The sequence below is a fragment of the Rhodococcus sp. UYP9 genome (genome assembly GCF_040547235.1).
Classification (GTDB): domain Bacteria; phylum Actinomycetota; class Actinomycetes; order Mycobacteriales; family Mycobacteriaceae; genus Rhodococcoides.
In genome coordinates this window covers 591,829-610,303 of sequence record NZ_JBEPPH010000001.1, presented here as the reverse complement: position 1 = coordinate 610,303, position 18,475 = coordinate 591,829, and the positions used below count along the sequence as shown (strand labels likewise).

16 protein-coding genes are annotated in these 18,475 nt (G+C 62.2%); 9 read left to right on the top strand and 7 right to left on the bottom strand.

Annotated elements, in window-relative coordinates; all coding sequences use genetic code 11:
- The first annotated feature begins 66 nt into the window (after positions 1–66).
- From ABIB36_RS02840 to ABIB36_RS02820, 5 genes are read left to right on the top strand one after another with little or no spacing between them, the layout of a single operon-like run.
- Positions 67–1,305 (top strand): cytochrome P450, encoded by a 1,239-nt coding sequence (locus ABIB36_RS02840; protein ID WP_354559066.1) that lies wholly within the window; start codon positions 67–69, stop codon positions 1,303–1,305.
- The gene (locus ABIB36_RS02835; RefSeq protein WP_354571496.1) at positions 1,284–2,111 is read left to right on the top strand and encodes an SDR family oxidoreductase; all 828 of its coding nucleotides are present in this window, start codon (positions 1,284–1,286) and stop codon (positions 2,109–2,111) included. Before ABIB36_RS02840 ends, ABIB36_RS02835 begins: the two co-directional genes overlap by 22 nt.
- The gene (locus ABIB36_RS02830; RefSeq protein ID WP_354559064.1) at positions 2,108–3,484 is read left to right on the top strand and encodes an aldehyde dehydrogenase family protein; all 1,377 of its coding nucleotides are present in this window, start codon (positions 2,108–2,110) and stop codon (positions 3,482–3,484) included. Before ABIB36_RS02835 ends, ABIB36_RS02830 begins: the two co-directional genes overlap by 4 nt.
- 56 nt (positions 3,485–3,540) lie before the next feature.
- Entirely contained in the window at positions 3,541–4,893 is a 1,353-nt protein-coding gene (locus tag ABIB36_RS02825) for a DUF1254 domain-containing protein (RefSeq protein WP_084347136.1), read from the top strand.
- Between the two features lie 56 nt (positions 4,894–4,949).
- Complete coding sequence (locus ABIB36_RS02820; protein ID WP_143542135.1) at positions 4,950–6,557, top strand: ABC transporter substrate-binding protein; 1,608 nt, start codon at positions 4,950–4,952, stop codon at positions 6,555–6,557.
- Between the two features lie 22 nt (positions 6,558–6,579).
- Here ABIB36_RS02820 and ABIB36_RS02815 read toward each other — a convergent pair whose 3' ends face one another.
- Positions 6,580–7,437, bottom strand: coding sequence for a phytanoyl-CoA dioxygenase family protein (locus ABIB36_RS02815; protein WP_084347236.1), 858 nt, complete (start codon positions 7,435–7,437; stop codon positions 6,580–6,582).
- Positions 7,438–7,512: 75 nt separating this feature from the next.
- The gene (locus tag ABIB36_RS02810; RefSeq protein ID WP_179142312.1) at positions 7,513–8,145 is read right to left on the bottom strand and encodes a TetR/AcrR family transcriptional regulator; all 633 of its coding nucleotides are present in this window, start codon (positions 8,143–8,145) and stop codon (positions 7,513–7,515) included.
- Positions 8,146–8,427: 282 nt separating this feature from the next.
- On the opposite strand from ABIB36_RS02810, the gene ABIB36_RS02805 reads away from it, so the two are divergent.
- On the top strand, positions 8,428–8,760 hold the full coding sequence (locus ABIB36_RS02805) for a hypothetical protein (protein ID WP_084347139.1): 333 nt from the start codon (positions 8,428–8,430) through the stop codon (positions 8,758–8,760).
- Between the two features lie 128 nt (positions 8,761–8,888).
- Here the strand turns inward: ABIB36_RS02805 and ABIB36_RS02800 are convergent, their stop codons facing one another.
- On the bottom strand, positions 8,889–10,457 hold the full coding sequence (locus ABIB36_RS02800) for an AMP-binding protein (protein ID WP_084347140.1): 1,569 nt from the start codon (positions 10,455–10,457) through the stop codon (positions 8,889–8,891).
- A gap of 438 nt (positions 10,458–10,895) precedes the next feature.
- On the opposite strand from ABIB36_RS02800, the gene ABIB36_RS02795 reads away from it, so the two are divergent.
- From ABIB36_RS02795 to ABIB36_RS02785, 3 genes are all read left to right on the top strand, one after another.
- Positions 10,896–12,284: an MFS transporter gene (locus ABIB36_RS02795; RefSeq protein ID WP_084347237.1), complete on the top strand. Its 1,389-nt coding sequence runs from the start codon at positions 10,896–10,898 to the stop codon at positions 12,282–12,284.
- A 156-nt stretch (positions 12,285–12,440) separates the two neighbouring features.
- On the top strand, positions 12,441–13,205 hold the full coding sequence (locus ABIB36_RS02790; RefSeq protein ID WP_354559063.1) for an SDR family NAD(P)-dependent oxidoreductase: 765 nt from the start codon (positions 12,441–12,443) through the stop codon (positions 13,203–13,205).
- Entirely contained in the window at positions 13,202–14,095 is an 894-nt protein-coding gene (locus ABIB36_RS02785) for an SDR family NAD(P)-dependent oxidoreductase (RefSeq protein ID WP_354559062.1), read from the top strand. The genes ABIB36_RS02790 and ABIB36_RS02785 overlap by 4 nt, the downstream gene beginning before the upstream one ends.
- Positions 14,096–14,122: 27 nt before the next feature.
- Here ABIB36_RS02785 and ABIB36_RS02780 read toward each other — a convergent pair whose 3' ends face one another.
- The 4 genes from ABIB36_RS02780 to ABIB36_RS02765 form a co-directional block, all read right to left on the bottom strand.
- The gene (locus ABIB36_RS02780; protein ID WP_354559061.1) at positions 14,123–15,085 is read right to left on the bottom strand and encodes an alpha/beta hydrolase; all 963 of its coding nucleotides are present in this window, start codon (positions 15,083–15,085) and stop codon (positions 14,123–14,125) included.
- A 50-nt stretch (positions 15,086–15,135) separates the two neighbouring features.
- Positions 15,136–15,759 carry a TetR/AcrR family transcriptional regulator gene (locus ABIB36_RS02775; protein ID WP_354559060.1) on the bottom strand — a complete coding sequence of 208 codons (624 nt, stop codon included), beginning with the start codon at positions 15,757–15,759 and terminating at the stop codon, positions 15,136–15,138.
- Positions 15,756–17,084: a flavin-containing monooxygenase gene (locus tag ABIB36_RS02770; RefSeq protein WP_354559059.1), complete on the bottom strand. Its 1,329-nt coding sequence runs from the start codon at positions 17,082–17,084 to the stop codon at positions 15,756–15,758. Before ABIB36_RS02770 ends, ABIB36_RS02775 begins: the two co-directional genes overlap by 4 nt.
- Before the next feature lie 61 nt (positions 17,085–17,145).
- On the bottom strand, positions 17,146–18,267 hold the full coding sequence (locus tag ABIB36_RS02765) for a phosphotransferase family protein (protein WP_084347145.1): 1,122 nt from the start codon (positions 18,265–18,267) through the stop codon (positions 17,146–17,148).
- Between the last annotated feature and the right edge of the window lie 208 nt (positions 18,268–18,475).

Sequence of the window (18,475 nt, the reverse complement as noted above, 5' to 3'; positions counted from 1 at the left end):
AGATCAGTCCGCGACGGTGCCTGGTGCGCACTGGCCGGTCTACCAATCTGCCCGTGAGGATTCGATATGAACCTGCCGAAGGGGATCGACGTCACCGATCCCGCGCTGTACGACAACGGGATTCCCCACCAGCTTTTCGCTGAGTTGAGGAACAACCATCCGGTGTGGTGGAACGAGCAACCCAGCGGTATCGGCGGCTTCGAGGACGAGGGCTACTGGGTTGTCTCCACGCACGCCCTGGTCCAGGAGGTATCCCGGGACAGCGACCTGTACTCCTCATGGGAGAACACCGCCATCGCTCGCTACTCCGACCATGTTCCACGCGCAGCCATCGATGCCAATCGCGGAATCATGTTGAACATGGATGCGCCGGAACACACTGCGCTACGGAAGATCATTGCCCGAGGCTTCACCCCCCGAGCTGTCGCCAAGCTGCGCGATGCGCTGTCCGCGCGCGCCAACAAGATCGTTGCCGACGCACTGGCCGATGGCACTGGAGAGTTCGTCGCAGATATCGCGGCCGAGCTTCCGCTGCAAGCGATCACAGAACTCATCGGAATTCCTCAGGAGCAGCGCCACAAGGTCTTCGAATGGTCCAACATCATGACCGGCCGCGATGATCCGGACATCATCGGCGATCCCGTCGCCGCGATCGGCCAGGTCATGCAGTACTCGATGGGTCTGGCGGCGGACCGGCGGGAATGCCCGGCAGAGGACATCGCGACCGCGCTGGTCCGCGCGCAGGACGAGGACGGTGCGCTCACCGACTTGGAATTCGGCTACTTCGTGGTGCTGCTGATGGTCGCCGGCAGCGAGACCACCCGAAACGCCATCACCCACGGCATGATGGCTTTTCAGGACAACCCCGAGCAGTGGGAGCGGTTCCGCCGCGAGCGGCCCAAGACTGCCATCGACGAGATCATTCGGTGGTCCAGTCCAGTGTTTTCCTTCCAGCGCACCGCCACCCGGGATACCGAATTGGGTGGGCAGTCCATCGGCAAGGGCGATCGCCTACTGATGCTCTATGCCTCGGCCAACTACGACGAGGCCGTTTTCGACAATCCCCACACCTTCGATATCGGCCGCGACCCGAATCCGCACCTGGGTTTCGGTGGCACCGGCGCGCACTACTGCATCGGTGCAAATCTCGCTCGGATGGAGATCGAGTTGATCTACGACGCTATCGCCGAACAGATGCCGGATATCAGCGTGATCGGTCCTCCGCGCCGGCTGAACTCCTCGTTCATCAACAGTGTGAAATCGCTGCCGGTGAGCTACGGGAAATGCCCGGTACAGCCGAAATGACCGCGCCACACGAGCGCACGGCAGTGGTCACCGGCTGTGCAACAGGCATTGGCGCCGCAACCGCGGCAAAGTTGGCCGCGTCGGGGGTACGAGTGATCGGCGTCGATATCGCCGACGCGGATGTGGCCACGATGCCAGGGGTAGCCACTTTCATCCAGGCCGATCTGTCGACACGAGATGGTGTGCGCGAGGTCGCCGATGCCATCGACGAGCCAATCGACATCCTGGTCAACAACGCGGGGGTGGCTGCAACCCGCCCGTGGCGGCAGGTGCTTGCGGTCAACGCACTGGCACCGCGGGATCTGACGCGGTTGCTGCTACCCAAGTTTCGCGAGTCGGCCGCCGTGGTCACCACGGCATCCCAGGCCGGCTTCGCCTGGCGAACCAACTATGCGCGCGCCAAAGCATTCCTGGCACAGGAGGATTGGGATCAGGCATACGCCATGTTCGACTCCCACCCGAACATCCAGGACGCCTGCTACCAAATATCGAAGGAAGCCGCAGTGGTGAACATGCTCGCTACCGCCACCGCGAACCGTGCCACCGGGCTACGGGCCAACACGGTCTCGCCCGGAACGGTTCAAACCCCACTGCTGGCGGATTTCACCGAGGCAATGGGCGCGGACGCGATTGCCGGTGCCCGGGACTGGTCCGGCCGCCACGCCGATCCAGGCGAGATTGCGGACGCCATCGTCTTCCTGTCCTCACCGTCCGCCGGCTGGATCAACGGCGTGGACCTACCCGTCGACGGCGGTTACGGCGCGCAGATCTTCACCTTGACGAATCCCCTGGGAGACAACACATGACACATGGAATCGGATCCGTCTTGACCTCGGTCAACCCGGCCACACTCGAGGTCGTGGCTGAGACCATCATCTCGACCCCGGCCGATATCGAGAAGAAAATCGCCGCAGCAACCGCCGCACTGCCCACATGGCGACGCAGCCTTCCCGCCCGGCAGGACCTGGCCCGACTCATCACCGGGCAAATCCACGCACACGCCGACGCGTTGGCCGAGTTGCTTACCCGCGAGCAAGGGAAACCGCTGGCCGAGGCAAAGCAGGAGATCTGGATCGCCGCCGAGGCTTTCCGCGCGGCCGCGGATGTGGAGTGGGAGACCAGCCGTACCCAGCAGGTGCTCGGTGGGCACCACGCCACCGTGGTGCACGCTCCGTACGGCGTTGTCGCCGCGATCGTGCCCTGGAACTTTCCTATCTACTTGGCAGCAGCCAAGATTGCACCGGCGTTGATTGCCGGAAACACCGTCATCGTCAAGCCGGCGGAGACAGTATCGAGGGTGGTCACCGAGTTCGTCGAGATTCTGTCCTCCGTCCTTCCCGAGGGTGTGATCGGGTTGGTGGCCGGCGGGCCCAGCGTCGGGCAGTCATTGGTGACGGACCGCAGGGTGCGCAAGGTGTCGTTCACCGGATCGACGCAGATCGGCCGGGAAATCATCCGTCAGTCCGCGGAAGCCGTTACGCCACTGACGCTCGAACTCGGTGGCAACGACCCCGCGATCCTGCTCGCGGACGCCGACATTGCGCAGGCCGCGGAGCGGCTCGCTGCTGGGGCGTTCATGAATGCGGGCCAGATGTGCATCGCACCCAAGCGCGTCTACGTTCCGCGCGCACAGCACAGTGATTTCACCGAAGCACTCGCAGTACACGTGCGGCAGCGTGTCGTCGGCGACGGCCTGGAATCCGGCACCACAATGGGTCCGCTCCACACCCGGGCACAGCGCGACTTCGTCGAGAAGCTGATCGCGGACGCGATCGCGGGTGGGGCGCGCGTGGTCACGGGTGGCCCGTCCGCTGCGAAAAGTGAACTGCCCGGCCACTTCCTGGCACCCACCGTGTTGACGGACCTCGGCGACGATGCCGATGTAGTCCGGCTCGAGCAATTCGGTCCAGTGCTGCCGATCATCGCCTACGACAACCTGGACGAAGTCCTCACGCGTATCGACGGCCAGGAGTTCGGTCTCGGTGCGTCGGTGTGGTCCGCCGACACCGACCGGGCCCGGCAGGTGGCCGAGGGTATCGAGGCCGGCACCGTGTGGATCAACAAACACAACGCCCTCGACGTGAACGTGCCCTTCGGCGGGGTCAAGGCCAGCGGCTTCGGCCGCGAGGGCGGCCGTGCCGGCATCGACGATTTCCTCATCACCCGTGTCATCAATTGATCGAACGACCGCTATCGAACATCTAGTCATTCCCACCTCGAAATGGAGCACTCTTCATGGCTGTTGAAAATATGTCCAGCGACGCTGCCCAGGATCTCGAAGATGCGTATGTGTACGCCTACCCCTTGGTGCTGATGGACACCATCCGCGCGATGGTCACCAACACCGAGACCCCCACCGCAGATCGCGCGCCGCTCAACCAGTTGTTCCACTCCAGAGATTTGGCGACCCCCGCCCTCCACAGCCTCACCCGGCCCAACGTGGACACGTTGTACTCCCAGGCCTACCTTGACCTGGGAGAAGAGCCTTACCTGCTGTTCAAGCCGGAAACCGACCGGTACTGCTCGATTCAACCGTTCGATGGCTACTCGAACACCCCGGCGGTGCTCGGCACCGGGGGCGTCGGCGGAAACGACGCGGTCACCTACGCATTGATCGGTCCACGATTCGACGGTGCGCTGCCGGAAAATGTCATCCCTGTCCCGGTGTCGACCGACTTCGTCTGGCTGCTCCTGCGCGTCCGGTGCTTCGGGCCGCCGGACCTGGAGGAGCCGCGCAAAATCCAAGACTCGATGGACCTGTATCCGCTCTCGCAGCACGGCGAAGAACACACCTACCCACGCGGGAGTTACACGCCTGATCTCGACTATGTACCCGTCCAACATCTTCAGAAGATGGACGCGTGCGAGTACTTCGATCGCTTCAACAGCCTGGTAGCCAGCAACCCGGGTGCCCCAGAAGACCAGCCGGCCTTGGACCGATTCGCCGCACTGGGCATCGGCGCTGGATTGACATTCGATCCAGCCTCCCTTCCGAAATCCGTCCAAGAACGAGCCGGTCAGCTGCCTGGTTTCATGGGCAGTAGCAAGGTCAACGAGAGCCGCCGAATGACGGCGATCGATGGTTGGATCTACCTGGACGAGTCCATCGGAAATTTCGGCACCAAATACCTGTACCGCGCCAGAATTGCGCACGGCGGATTCGCCAACCCCGTCGATGTCACGGCCTATCCGTCAACGCAGGTGGACTCGGGCGGAGAGCCACTCACCGGCACAAAGACCTACAACCTTCATTTCGAGCCCGGCCAGTTGCCGCCATACGGTGACTGGGGCTGGTGGTCCCTCACCGCGTACTCCGCATCCGGACAGTTGTTCGACAACGAACTCGATCGCTATGCAATCGATGACAGTCAGGATCTGACGCTCAACGATGATGGCTCACTGGATCTTTGGATCAGTGCGACAAATCCGGGGCGCGGTCGTGAGCGCAACTGGCTGCCTGTCCGTCCAGAGAATTTCGGAATCACCCTGCGCATCTACTTCCCACACGTCAGCGTCAACACTCATGACTGGATGCCGCCCAAGGTGACGGTAGTTCCCAGCACCGAGCCGCAAGCGGTAACGCAGTGAACCGAAAAATTTTGTGGCGCGGACACCGGCTGCCACACCTGAGTACTGGAGGACCGGTGACGGAACGCGCACTATCTACTACGCCTCGACTGAGCAGTGCCATCGTGCTCGCAGCAGCGACCGCACTCTTGTTGAGTTCATGCGCGTCGAGTGAAGAGTCAGCTGCAGGCGACGCGTTGGCCGGCGTGAGCGGGCCGGTCGGAACCCAGACTGATGCCGGCGAACCCGTAAGCGGTGGCACCTTGTCGTTCGGCTCGCTGGCACTACCCGCAACCCTGGACCCCGCACGCACCATGGCGACCGGTTCGACAGGTGGCACCGAGATGGCGGCAATCTACGACGTGCTCGTGCGCTTCGACGGTCAAGGCGGCGAGTTCGAGCCCCAACTCGCCGAGGACCTCACCGTCAGCGAAGACGGTAAGACGTGGACGTTGACCTTGCGGGACGGGGTGACCTTCAGCAACGGCGAAAGCCTTGACGCCGAAGCGGTTCGGTGGAGCATCGATCGGTACGTCGCCAATCGTGGTCCCGACTCGCAGCTGTGGAAGAACGCTGTCTCGTCGATATCGGCACCCGACGACTCGACCGTGATCTTCGAACTGTCCACTCCCTGGGCCACATTCCCGAACATGTTGGCCATGGGCCCGGGCATGATAGTGGCCGCGCAGTCCGATCAAGCGGAGAACTTCACCCCGATCGGGGCCGGACCCTTCGTGCTGGAATCGAACAAGCCGAACGAGCAGATTCAGCTCGAACGACGCGAGGGCTATTGGGGTGGTGACGCGAAACTCGACGGCGTACGTTTCCTCCCCTCGGCAGGCGGACAACAACAGTTGGACATGTTCAACACCGGACAGCTCGAGATGTTCTTCACGGTCGAGGCACACATCGTGGCTGACGTCGTCGAGGCCGGTAACCCCGGCTATCTGAATGTGATGAACGCCGGCAACGACGTGTTGATCAACAACGCCGATGGCCGCCCTGGGTCGGACCTGAGGGTGCGGCAGGCACTGATCAAAGCCGTCGACCCGGTCGCATTCGACGAGCGGACTCAGGACGGGATCGGCCGTCCGAGCGTCGCGCTGTTCTCGGAGGCTTCTCGCTGGAGCACAGGTGCCCCAGCCTCGAAATACGACCCGGAAGGCGCTCGCTCGCTGCTCGCGGAAGCCAAAGCCGATGGCTACGACGGTAAGATCACGTTCACAACGCGCCAGGCACCAGAGGCGCAGGCCCGGGCACTCGCGATCCAGGCGATGCTCAACTCCGTCGGATTCGACGCAGAGGTGGAGTTCTTGAATTCCACCACCGACATCATCCGAGTAATCAACGTCGAGAAGAACTACGACCTGGGCCAGTCCGCCCTCAGCATCCGCGATTCGGCCCCATTCCTCAAGCTCTACTCCGTCTTCCACAGTGACTCGACGGGGAATGCCTCCGGGTACGCGAACCCCGAGATGGATGAGTTGCTGGCCACACTGCAAAGGGCGAGTACGCAGGAGGAGATTCAATCAGCCATCGACGAAATCGAGTCGCTGGCCGCCGAAACGGTACCTACTCTGCCGCTGGCAGCGCAGGACAATCTGGTGGTCTGGCAGCCTGAAGTTCAGGGCGCATCGCACAGTTTCGCCGACATCATGCTTCTCGACGAGGTCTGGCTCTCCTGAGTATCAGCGCCTAGGTGGGCACTCAGAGCTTTCCCGCGGCGATCAGTTCGACCGGATCGGAAAGATCGACCGTGCCGAGGTAGCCGCCGCGCTGCGCGATCGCATCATGCACGCCGAATCCCAGAAGATTCTGCGACTCGCGCGGCAAGGCGCGCACCTGCTCCATCGGTATCGACAGGACCTGGTTCTCCTCGGTCCGCAGCCATCCCACGCAGTAGCTGATGTGCAACCCGCGACGCCACTGATCGGCGGTGGTGTTCGCGCCGGCAGCGTGGATGGTCGAGCCAAGATAAATGATCCCCGAGCCCGCCTTCATCACCGCAGGAATCGCCTCGGCGTCAGTCGGCTGGCGCTGCGGATCCCACAAGTGACTGCCTGGGATCACCCGGGTGGCACCGTTCTCCGCAGTGAAGTCCCGCAGCGCCACCACAGACGCCAATTGAAGGGTCGGCCGCGGCTTGGGTACATGGACCCAAACGGCTTCGTCGCGGTGCAGCTGTTGGGCAGTCCCTCCGGGGCCGCGATTGAGTACCTGGCCGAGATTGAGCTGATAGGCCGCGCAGTTCGGTAGTAACACCGCGTCGCACACTCCGCGATAAATCGGGTGGGTGAGCACCTCGGTGGCAAAAACCGTGGACTTTGCCGCCAGCCCAGCCAGGTGCTCAGTGTGTTCGCCGAAAAAGTCCGCCACCACGGCATTGACGAACCCACGCTCCGCGCCCTGCGCTCTCTCACTCAGATGGCAGTCGAGTTCGGCATTGAAACGGGTGAGGAGATCCTGGTCCAGCAGGTCTTCGACAATCACGACGCCATGCTCCTGCAGAGCGTCGGTGATTGCCTGCATCGACTCCGAGGCGTGAAGGCGGGGCGGCTGCGTCATGATCGGCACTCCTTATATGTACGAGACGTTCAAGTAGCGTGCACCAGAATTGCAGGGGCCGGTGCAGCGATCGGCTCAGGGATTTCCGGCAGTGGACCCGATTGGGCTCGGCTTCGGCATCAGTGCGTTGAGGTAGAACTCGACGCATTCGACCGACAGGTCGGCCAGTGTGTACTCGGCGGTGGGGCGGAACCATCGTCCGGTAAGCCACAGGCCATCTTTGATCAGTTCGTATGCAACGTTCGGGGCGATCGATCGCCGGTAGACGCCTTCACTGATTCCGCGTTCGAGCGAGGCTATCCACAGTCTGTGGTTGCTTGCCGCCAGAGACCGGATCTGCTGGTGACCGTCGAGTTGTCGGATAGTGCTCTCTTCGTTGCGGCAAATTTGTGGCGAGTGCGGATCCTCGTCGATCAGTGTCAGGGACCTACGAATCAGCTCACCGAGTTCGAGCTCCGGAGGCAGTGACCGGTCGACAACCCGATGAAATTCGGTATTCATCGCCCGTAAGTGGCCGATGACGATCTCCTCCAGGAGCGACTCCTTCGAGGGCACGTATTGGTAGAGGCTGCTGGGAAGTACGCCGATGCTGCTTGCGATCATGCGCATCGACGTACCTGCCAAGCCGTTCTCGGCGAACAGAGTCGTTGCAGTGTGTAACACCTGCTGTTTCCGCTGTTCGGCGTTGACTGTGGCATTCGTCGGCATGATCCCCCCATTACCTGTCGAGTACCCCGAAAGACTGGCCATGATCGCTGCCGTGCTGCCAGTTGGTCGGGTCTTGCTGCGTAGGCCACTGTGGCCTGGTCGGGCGGCACAGTGGGTTCATCCACGTTGCCGCAGTTGCAGCTTATCGACCTTGCCGGAGGTGTCGCGGGGGAGTGCAGCTTTGTCGATCGGACCTGCAGCGAGGGGCTGGTTCGTAACGCCGCCAGTGTAATAGGACGATGACGGAGTAGTCCGGATCCCCGCGAAGGAAGGCACTCCCATATGAAACGCAAACTACTGCTCGCTTTCGCGGCAAGTGCGATGGCCGCGAGTGTAAGTGCAGCATTGCCGGCGACCGCCACAGCACAAGACATCGGTCTGAACGAGTTGCCATGCAGCGCCGAGTTCGTCCAACCCTGGGGGCCTGGCGCGTGGGCACCACCCCAGAAAGTCGTGTTCAGCCCGTTCGGAACCAAAGACATTCACTGCACTTACTTCCACGGGTTCGTTGCCGCGTACCAGGTCGACCCATGGGGCAACAAGCATCACCTCAACACGGTAAACCTTGGGCCATGGAGCAACTACACCTATTTCTGGGATCCGGCGACTTTCTGATAGCAGGTTCTATGCCGTCGAAGCCGAGAAGCACGCTGAACCCCTGACCCACGTTCGCGAATCTGCGTACCCCGCAAGATGAAGCATGATCTCGGTCGCGTTGCAGTTGGTCGGCAGGGCACATGGGGTCATCCACGTTGCCGCAGTTGCAGCTTATCGACCTTGCCGGAGGTGTTGCGGGGGAGTGCATCGACAACTTCGATGTAGTGGGGGATCTTGAACTTCGCCAGCAGCGCGTTGCATTGTGCGCGTATCCGTTCGTCGATGCTCGCGTCGCTGATGGAGGTGCAGACAAAAGCTTTGCCTACTTCACCCATACGAGTGTCGTGCACGCCGATCACGGCGCACTCGCGAACGCCGGGGACGGCAAGAATAGCCTGCTCTACTTCCGCGGGATAGACGTTGAAGCCGCCGGTTATGAACATGTCCTTGATGCGGTCGGTGATAGCGATGTTGCCTTCGGGGCTGATTGTGGCAATGTCGCCGGTGTGCAGCCAACCTTCGCTGTCGATTGCTGCAGCGGTCGCGTGCGGGTCGTCGAGATACGAGCGCATCACCAAGCGACCGCGAACGAGCAGTTCACCCGTGTGGTCCAGCTTGACCTGCATTCCGTCGATCGGGCGTCCGCACGTGGTGGCGACCGTGTGCGGTGAATCCTCGGGGCGGGTGGAGCACACGTAGCCACTGGTCTCGGTCAGACCGTAGGCGGTGAGGACGATGTCGACACCGAGTTGGTCCTGTAAGCGTTCGACGAGTGTGACCGGCACTGTCGTCGCGCCGGTGACAGCCACCCGAAGGTGTGTCAGGTCCCGAGTGCGGTGCAGTTCGGTGTCGAGTATCGACTGGAAGATCGTGGGAGCACCGGCGAGGACGGAGACCCGGTGCTTTTCGGCAAGATCGATCACGTTGTCGACGCGGAACACGGACTGCGGCACCATGCGTACCCCGTGATAGAGGCAGGCGATGAAGCCGGCCTTGTATCCGAAAGTGTGGAAAAAGGGACTCAGCAGCATGTAACAATCCTCGGGGTGGAGGGTGGCGATCGTGCCCCAGATTCGGCCGACGTGCACCGTCTGATCGTGGGTGGCGAGGACGCCTTTGCTCTTTCCCGTTGTGCCAGAGGTGAAAAGGATGTCGGCGATGTCGTCGGTGTGCACCAGCTTGGACGCGTCGTCGGCGGAGGCCAGCAGCGCGGGCGTGGCGGTGTCGAGAAAATCCAACCAGCTGGTGGACAAAGTACTCGACTGCACAGGCGCCTCATAGGGGACCTCGATGATTGTTTTCACTGATCCCGGAGCGCCGTCACACTGTGCGAGAAGCTCTGGCAGACGGCGCTTTCCGAGGAAGTCACCGACAATTACGAGTGTCCCAGCACTGGAGCGGACAATGATGTCCAATGCCTCGCCATCGGTGTATCGAGTATTGATCGGGACCACGATCGCACCGATGTACTGGGCGCCGAGTGCGCTGATGATCCAGTGATGCGTGTTGGGCGCCCAAATGGCAACGCAGTCGCCATGGCGGACACCGCGCCCATGCAGTGCGGCCGCGAAGTGCCGGACCGAGTCGAGTAGACCGTCCCAGGTCAACTGCGTCGGCCAGGCGGTCTGCTCATCGGATATCGCGACCTGTTCGCCCCAGGCCTGGGCTGCTGCGCGCAGCAAAGTGGGGATTGTCGTGCGTTCATTGGCCTCCATGTGCTTCTCCTGTCGTGTAACGAGGCCCACCAGCGGTGGACGGGTGTGTGTCTGTCCTACCAAGCAACAGAGTCCAAAGTGCCTTCAGTGAATCAAAGTAGCAAACGCTTGTTCTTCACCGACTACGATCGAGGATTTCTCACAGTCGGACTGGTGGATAGAATCGTTCCGGGTCTTTAACCTGGTTATATCTGCGAATTTCGACTACTCGCAGCCTTCTGTCCTCGACGAAGTGAGCGCTTGACGTGATCGCGGTCATATAGCTATCGTTCCCACCAAGCGAATGCTTGGTTTTATGTTCTGTCCAATACGCGCTGGCTACATGGACGCCACAAAGATCACTCCTCGATGTCGGCTACCGGCCGGTCAGAGGTTGCGATTCCGCGGCGTCCAGAGGCAAGTCTTGGCCCTATGGGCCTGCAAAAGGAGTGGATCCAGATGGATAGCAATGAGGTCGGCGGGCGCGTTCACGATCTTCCGGACGACACCTCGAAGGCGCAGCTACGCAAGGTCGCACTGTCGTCTCTGTTGGGCACCGCCCTCGAGTATTACGATTTCCTGCTGTACAGCACGATGGCAGCCCTTGTGTTCGGTGATGTGTTCTTTCCTGGGGAAAGCTCGGTGGTCTCCACCATTGCCGCTTTCGGCACACTGGCCGTGGGTTACGTTGCGCGTCCGCTGGGCGGAATCCTGTTCGGACACTTCGGTGATCGGTTCGGTCGCAAGCACATTCTCATCGTGACGATGGGGCTCATGGGCGTTGCGAGCTTCCTCATCGGACTGTTGCCCAGTTACGCCGCGATCGGCGTGACGGCTCCGATTCTGCTCGTCCTCCTGCGCATCTTGCAGGGTCTGGCAGTCGGAGGCGAATGGGGCGGTGCCGCACTGATGGTCGTCGAACATGCCGATGCAGAGAACCGCGGAAAGTGGGCCGGCATCATGAATTTGGGCTCACCGATCGGGTTCTTGATGTCGACGGTCGCCGTCGCGATCGTCTCGCTACTGCCCGACGAAAGCCTGCAATCGTGGGGTTGGCGAATCCCGTTCCTGCTCAGCGCACTGCTGGTCGTCGTGGGACTCTATGTCCGGACGCGGGTCACGGAAAGCCCAGTGTTCCAACAAGCAGCCGAACGCGCCGAAACCGAAAACGCCGTACGCACCCCACTGAGCCGACTGATCCGCAGTCCTCGCCCCGTAATACTGGCATGTGCCGCAGGTATTGCTCCCTTCGCACTCACCGCACTCATGACCTCACACATCATCGCGTATGCGACGGGCATCGGGTACGACAAGTCGAAAGTGATCCAGGTACTCATACTCCTGTCCGTGGTCGCGCTTGTCGCCATCCCGTTGGCATCCACGCTGTCGGACCGAATCGGCCGTCGTACGGTCGTGTTCATCGGCGCTACAGGCGCAATCATCTTCGCGTTCCCGCTCTACATGCTGATCAACACCGGTTCCATCGCACTGATGGCAGCAGGGCTGGTCTTCGCGCAAATCTTGCAGAACATGATGTTTGCGCCCCTCGTCCCGCTGCTGTCGGAGATGTTCGGTACCACCGTCCGCTACACGGGCGCTTCCCTCGGATACCAGGGCGCCAGCCTCATCGGTGCAGGCTTCACCCCACTGATCGCCAGCGTCCTGCTCGCCGGATTCGGCGGTTCCAGCGTCCCGTTGAGCCTGATCATCATCATCACCGCGGGCGTATCGATCGGGGCACTGGCCATGATCAAAGAGACTCGAGGGCGCGACCTCACCACGATCGACGTCGAATCCAGCCCTGCAACCCCGGTGTCGACTTCAGCGCGCAGTGACCTCACACGGTAGTGACACCGACGGATTGCGTTGGTCGGCAGCGGTAGAAACGCAGGCTTGACGAATCGCTTCGATAAGAACAGAGGTGTCGAGGGGGGGGTGACAGCGATCACTCCAGGAGCTAAGTTGACACACGTCAACAAGTTTCGACGCATGTCAGGAGTGCGCATGTCCCCCTCATCCGAGACCGCCGAGCCCGCTGTCGCCAAGACCACGGTGGTGATCGGCGCCGCCTCCGGTATCGGTGCCGCGATTACCGAGCACCTGCGTTTACATGGCCACCACGTCGTTGGCGCCGATCTGGTGAGCAGTGAGTCGATACTCCCGGTGGACGTCGCCGACGAGGCAACGGTGCAGGCCCTATTCGAGAAAATCATTGTCGAACACGGCTCGTTCACCGGCCTGGTGAACTGTGCAGGCACGAGCACTCTTTCGCCCGTCGTCGACCACGATTCGGCCGAGTTTCGGCGCATTCTGGACATCTCTTTGGTCGGCGCATTCCATGTGCTCAAGCACGCCGGAAGCCGCGTTGCCGAGGGCGGATCGTTGGTCACCCTGGCCTCGCTCAACGGGACCCAACCCGGATCGGGGCTGGCGGCCTACTGCACGGCCAAGGCCGGGCTCCTGATGCTCTCGAAGGTGACGGCTCTGGAGTTGGCTCCGCGGCAGATCCGGGTCAACACGGTCTCTCCCGGTCTCGTCGTCACGCCGTTGACCTCGCCGGCCATGGAGATCCCCGGTGTGCGTGAGGACTACGTCGAGAACACGCCGCTCGGACGCACCGGGACGGGACTGGAGATCGCGGCTGCCTGTGAGTACCTGCTGTCCGACGGTGCGGCGTGGACGACAGGTGAGGACATGCAGGTCAATGGCGGTGCGCACTTGAAGCGCTACCCGGACCTGCTGGGTCTGATCGAGAAGGCCTTCGGATGAGCCGCACTGGGTCTGCGGGCGCGGACGGCGCCAATCCCTACCGGGGCCGTTTTGTCGGGCGCGCCGCGCTGGTGACCGGGGCAGGGTCCGGCATCGGGGCCGCATTGGCCGCAGCGCTGGTCGAGGCCGGCGCGTATGTCGTCTGTACCGACCTCGACCAGGTGGCTGCGCGACGCACTGCTGCGGCACTGGGACCGCGGGCTCGTGCCGAGGCGCTCGACGTCACCGACCCCGAGCAGGTCCTGGCAGCCGTGGACCGGGTGGTCGCCGAGCACGGTCGGATCGACATGATCTTCAACAACGCCGGCATCAGCTTCGGCGGCGAGACCGAGCACCTGACCCTGGCCCAGTGGAATCAGATCATCGACGTGAACCTGCGTGGCGTGGTGCATGGCATCCATGCGGCCTACCCGAAGATGATCGCCCAGGGCAATGGTCACATCGTCAACACGGCCTCGGCTGGTGGCCTGATGGCAGCCGGTCTGATCACCAGCTACGTCGCCACGAAGCACGCAGTGGTCGGCCTCTCGCTCGCGCTGCGCACCGAGGCGGCGGCCAAGGGCGTGGGTGTCACCGTCATCTGTCCGGGAGCAGTCGATACCCCGATCTTGGACAAGGGCTCGATCGACGACTTCGTGGGCCGTGACTACTACCTCAGGGGTCAGCGCATCAAGACCCCGCACTCGCCGGAGGAGCTGGCCGATGAGGTGCTGGCGGCCGTCGCCGGGAACAAGGCGATCCTGGTCGCGCCGGGCTCGGCTCGCCTGGCATGGCGGTTCAACCGGCTCGCGCCGGGACTGATGCAACGCTCGTCGATATTGTTCGTGGCTCGACAGCGCAAGTGGCAGGCTCAGCGAGCCAAAAAGGCGGGGAAGACTGCCGCTCGCTGACCACGCCGTAACATCCGCCGCAATGCCTCAGTTCGCTCTAGGGTTCAGGTGTCGCTTCAAGAAAAGCGCCGCGTGTTCGACGGCCGGACCATGAAAAGGCTTGCCGGGGAACAGGTCGAAGTGATCGCCCGGGTAGTGACGGACCTCGGCGCGGCCCGCGAAGGCTGCCAGTGCCGCCGCACGCGGGGGTGCTGACCGGTCGAAGTCGGCGATCTGAACCAGCAGCGGGACCTTGATCTTCGCAGCGGCCTGGGCGGGCGCTCTGGTGCCGAGTTCCAGGCCGACGTCGGCGCGTACTTCGTTGCGCCAGGACGGACCTGCGATCGAGTGGAAGTCCTCATAAGCACCGGACAAGGTGAGCGCACCGGGCTGCCCCGGCTTGCCGACGACCGGCAGCATCGTGGGCTTGCCGACGTTGGCCCGCACGCGCGCAGCAATTCCCGTCGCAGTGGCCTTGAGCAGGGTCAACGGGCCGTGCGCTGCAAGGGCGTGCCGCATGGCGGCCAGGCCGTCGACCATCGGCACCACCGCGATGACGGCCGCAATATCGTTGCGGTCAGCAGCCACCTGGAGTACGTGGCCGCCGGCCAGTGAGACGCCCCATAGGACGATCCGCTGCGGATCGACGCCGGGGAGCTGCGCGGCAGCGTCGACCGCCGCCTGCCAGTCCTCGACCTGACCTGCCAAGGACACGGTCTGTCGCTCGTCGCCGCCGCTGGTGCCGAAACCGCGGTAGTCGAAGGTGAAGGCGTCCAACCCCGCTGCGGCGAATGCCTCGGCGAAGCCGTCGAGGCCCGAGTCCCGGGTGCCACCCAAGCCATGGGCCAACACGACGACCGGGCGGCCGGACGCTGTTGCCAACGCGTCACTGCGAGCCGAGAAGTGGGTGCCCTCGCACCGTGTACCCGCCACTGTGAAGCCGACGGTGCTCGATACCGTGCTGCTCGATGCTGTAGCAGGCAGGGTCATGGTGTTGTCGTTCTCATTCATACCTGGCTCCAAAGGTGTTGAACGGGAGTCGAATTACAGGGGATCGCGACTCAGGGAAGGGGTTGGGTGCCGTAGATGGAGCGCACCCAGATACTGGTGACCACCTCGACATGCAGGTCATGATCGGGGCACGAGCCCATCACTCGACGCTCCATGTTGCGGTCGTTGACGTCCAGCAGAACCGCAGCCAACGCTCGTGCGTCGACTCCGTCCGGCGCCCGGCCGGCAGCGCGTTCGGCTTCGATCATGTCGGCTACGGCCTCTTCGAACGAGACCCGGTCGGCCTCCCACATTGTGCGGATGGACGGGTTGGTGGCCCGGGCCTCCAACACGGCACGATAGAGATGCTCGTGCCGCTCGGTGACGGTGAACAGATGCGAGACGGCTTGACCGATGCGCTCGGTCGGATCGCGAGAGACGTCGGTCAACCAGACACCGGCCTCGGCCGCCTCCTCGTAGATGACTTCCATCAGTGCGCCCACCGCAGCGGCCTTGTTCTCGAAGTAGAAGTAGAACGCAGAGCGAGTGACCCCGGCCCGACGGGACAGGTCGGCAACATTGATCGACTCGACACTGTCCACCTCCCGCAGCGAATCGTCGAGCGCCGCGAGCAGCGCACTTCGGCGCGCGTCGCCTTTCGACAGGGTCCTCTGAGCAGCGATCCGAGCGTTCATCGGCCAACCCGAGCCCGGCCGGTCGGCAGTTCCTTCGTCCGTAATTGGTGCTCGTAGACGAAGTAGTCCAATTGCTGAGTGTGACGCGCAGTCGGAAGCATGTGCCCCAGATACAGAGCCTCGTCGTCGGCGATGACCCGCTTCATCTCCTCGATCGAGGGGAGCGCGTACTGGCCGACCAAGTACGCGGCGAGGATCCGGGTCTGGGCTTCCACGAACGGGAACAGCGTCGGGGTGGACTGGGCGAATCCGACGAAGGCCAGATCGTCGATGCCGGGGGAGAACATCCGCTTGTACAAGCTGATGTGATTTCCCTTGGCCGAGAAGAACTCCGGATCGAAGAACGGGAACGTGATGTTGTAGCCGGTGGCGTAGATGATCACGTCGAAGTCGGCACTGGTGCCGTCCTCGAAATGCACGGTCTTGCCGTCCAGACGCTTCAGATTGCCCTTGGCGGTCAGATCGCCCGATCCCAGACGCAGCGGCAATTCCACCGACTGGGTGGGGTGCGCCTCCATGAACTTGTGGTTCGGCTCCGGCAATCCCATGTCCGAGGGATATCCGTTCTGCATGGGCGCCACCTTGGAGATGACCTTGCGCTGCCACTTCAACGGGATGTGCGGCGAGGTTTTGAAACCCATATCCGCGGGCTTTCCCCTGATGTATTTGGGCACGATCCACGCACTCGAGCGAGTCGAGATCACGACGTCGTTGTCGAGGGTGCGACTGGACAGTTCGACGGCGATGTCAGCCGCCGAATTACCGATACCGACCACCAGAATTCGCTTGCCGCGCAGGTGCAATGGCTGTTCTGGATCAATGTAGAGGTGCGAGTGGATGCTCTCCCCGGTGAACTCACCTTCGAACTCCGGCAACCGAGCGTCCCAGTGGTGACCGTTGCCGACCACCAGAAAGTCGAACTCACGAGTCGAACCATCTTGCAGGTCCAGTTCCCATCCGCCACCGGGCTTGCGACGCGCACTGCGAACGCCGTTGGAGAACTCGATGTTCTTCTTCAGGTCGAAGGCCTCGGCGTAATCCTCCAGATACTCCTTGACCAGTGTGTGGTGCGGGAAGTCCGGGTAGCTCTCGGGCATCGGGAAGTCCCGGAACGACAGTTGGTATTTGGAGGTGTCGATATGCAAAGACTTGTAGGCGCTCGACATGCCGTTCGGGTTTCCGAAGGCCCAGTTGCCACCGATGCGATCGGACATCTCGAAGCAGGTGTGCGGAACGCCGTAGTCGTCGAGCATCTTGCTGGCGGTGAGTCCGGAGATTCCTGCACCGATGATCGCAGTGGTGGGCTTATCGAACTTCGTGGTCATGATCGACTCGCTTACTTCAAGGGGGTGACAGCGGTCACTTTAGGTGTTAATTTGACGGACGTCAAGAATTTTGAGCCGACCCGGGTGTCCGGCCGGTCACGCTCTCCTCTGCTACCAACTTTAGAGTGTCGAGATCCCGGATTGCCTGGCAACCACGCTCGATCATGGACACGAACATGTCGTCACCGCGAGAGGAGTCGACTGCGAAAGCGCATCCGAGCGAGGGCATCAGCAATGCTTGAATCATTCCGAACCTGTAATCATGCCAGCAACTTTCGAGGTCGAACCCGTCGATCTCGTACCCGCTCAGCGCGGCGTGATAAGTATCGACGACGTTGCGCTCGATAGACCTGCGCAGCTCGGTTCGAACGCTGGTGCCCATGAAATAGGCGAGATCCCGAGCGGGTAGCCCGACACTCAGGGTCTGCCAATCCACGACCGAAATCTCATCGTTGTCGGGGTGAAAAAGTATGTTGTCGAGACGGTAGTCACCATGAAGCAAACTGAAGCGTCCGAAGTCCGCCAGCAGCCATGGGGTCACCAGGCTCATTGCTGCGGTGAGGGTTTCGACGTCCGCACTGCTGAGTCGTGCCGCCAGCTTCTCGGCGGTGAGGCCCGCACTCATGACACAGACGTCGCCCAATCCCTTTGCGCCCGCAGCGTCGAGCGATATCATGGCAAGCCCATCGAATGTAAGCCATTCCGGAGCATTCCACGTCGGGCCGTGCAGGCCGGCGATTGCAGCACCGGCAAGCTTCGCTTCCCGTTCGCTACAGCCCGCGATCTGATCCCCCTGCTCTTTGGGCGCTTGATCTGCCAGCAGGAGTGCATAGTTCAACGAATCTTCGGTAATTTCGCAATGAAACGACCGAGGCACGGGGATCTGCACTTGGTCGGCTACCGACGCATAGAAGGCGCACTCGCTTCGGTAGCCGAGAGCTACCCGTGCGCGACTCTCGTCGTCCTCGACGGGCAACTTGATGACGAACGTGGTCGGCAATCCGGCGGGGTTGGCCGAATAAGTTGCCGAGATTCGGTACGTAGCACCGGTCTGACCTGTGCCGATGGGATCGACGATGACATCGCTTACCTGTATTTCCTCCCCCTTTGGGGCGAGCACGCCGGTGAGCCAGGTGCTGGTTACCTCGTCTGGAAAACGGGGGATCGATACGGGTGTGCTCACTGTGGGTCCCTTCCACGGAACTGGCTCTAGGTGTCTACTGGGCGCACTGGCGTGAATCGCAACCGGCGCATGGGGTTTGGTGTGGCATTTGACGCTCGTCAATTAAGTTAGATGAGCATCGGCCAATAGGCAAGGGTGTCTTTGTTGCCCGACGGCGCACGTCCGGAAGAGCCGGACAGGAAGCACGGGGCCGGAAGGGTCTTGCGTA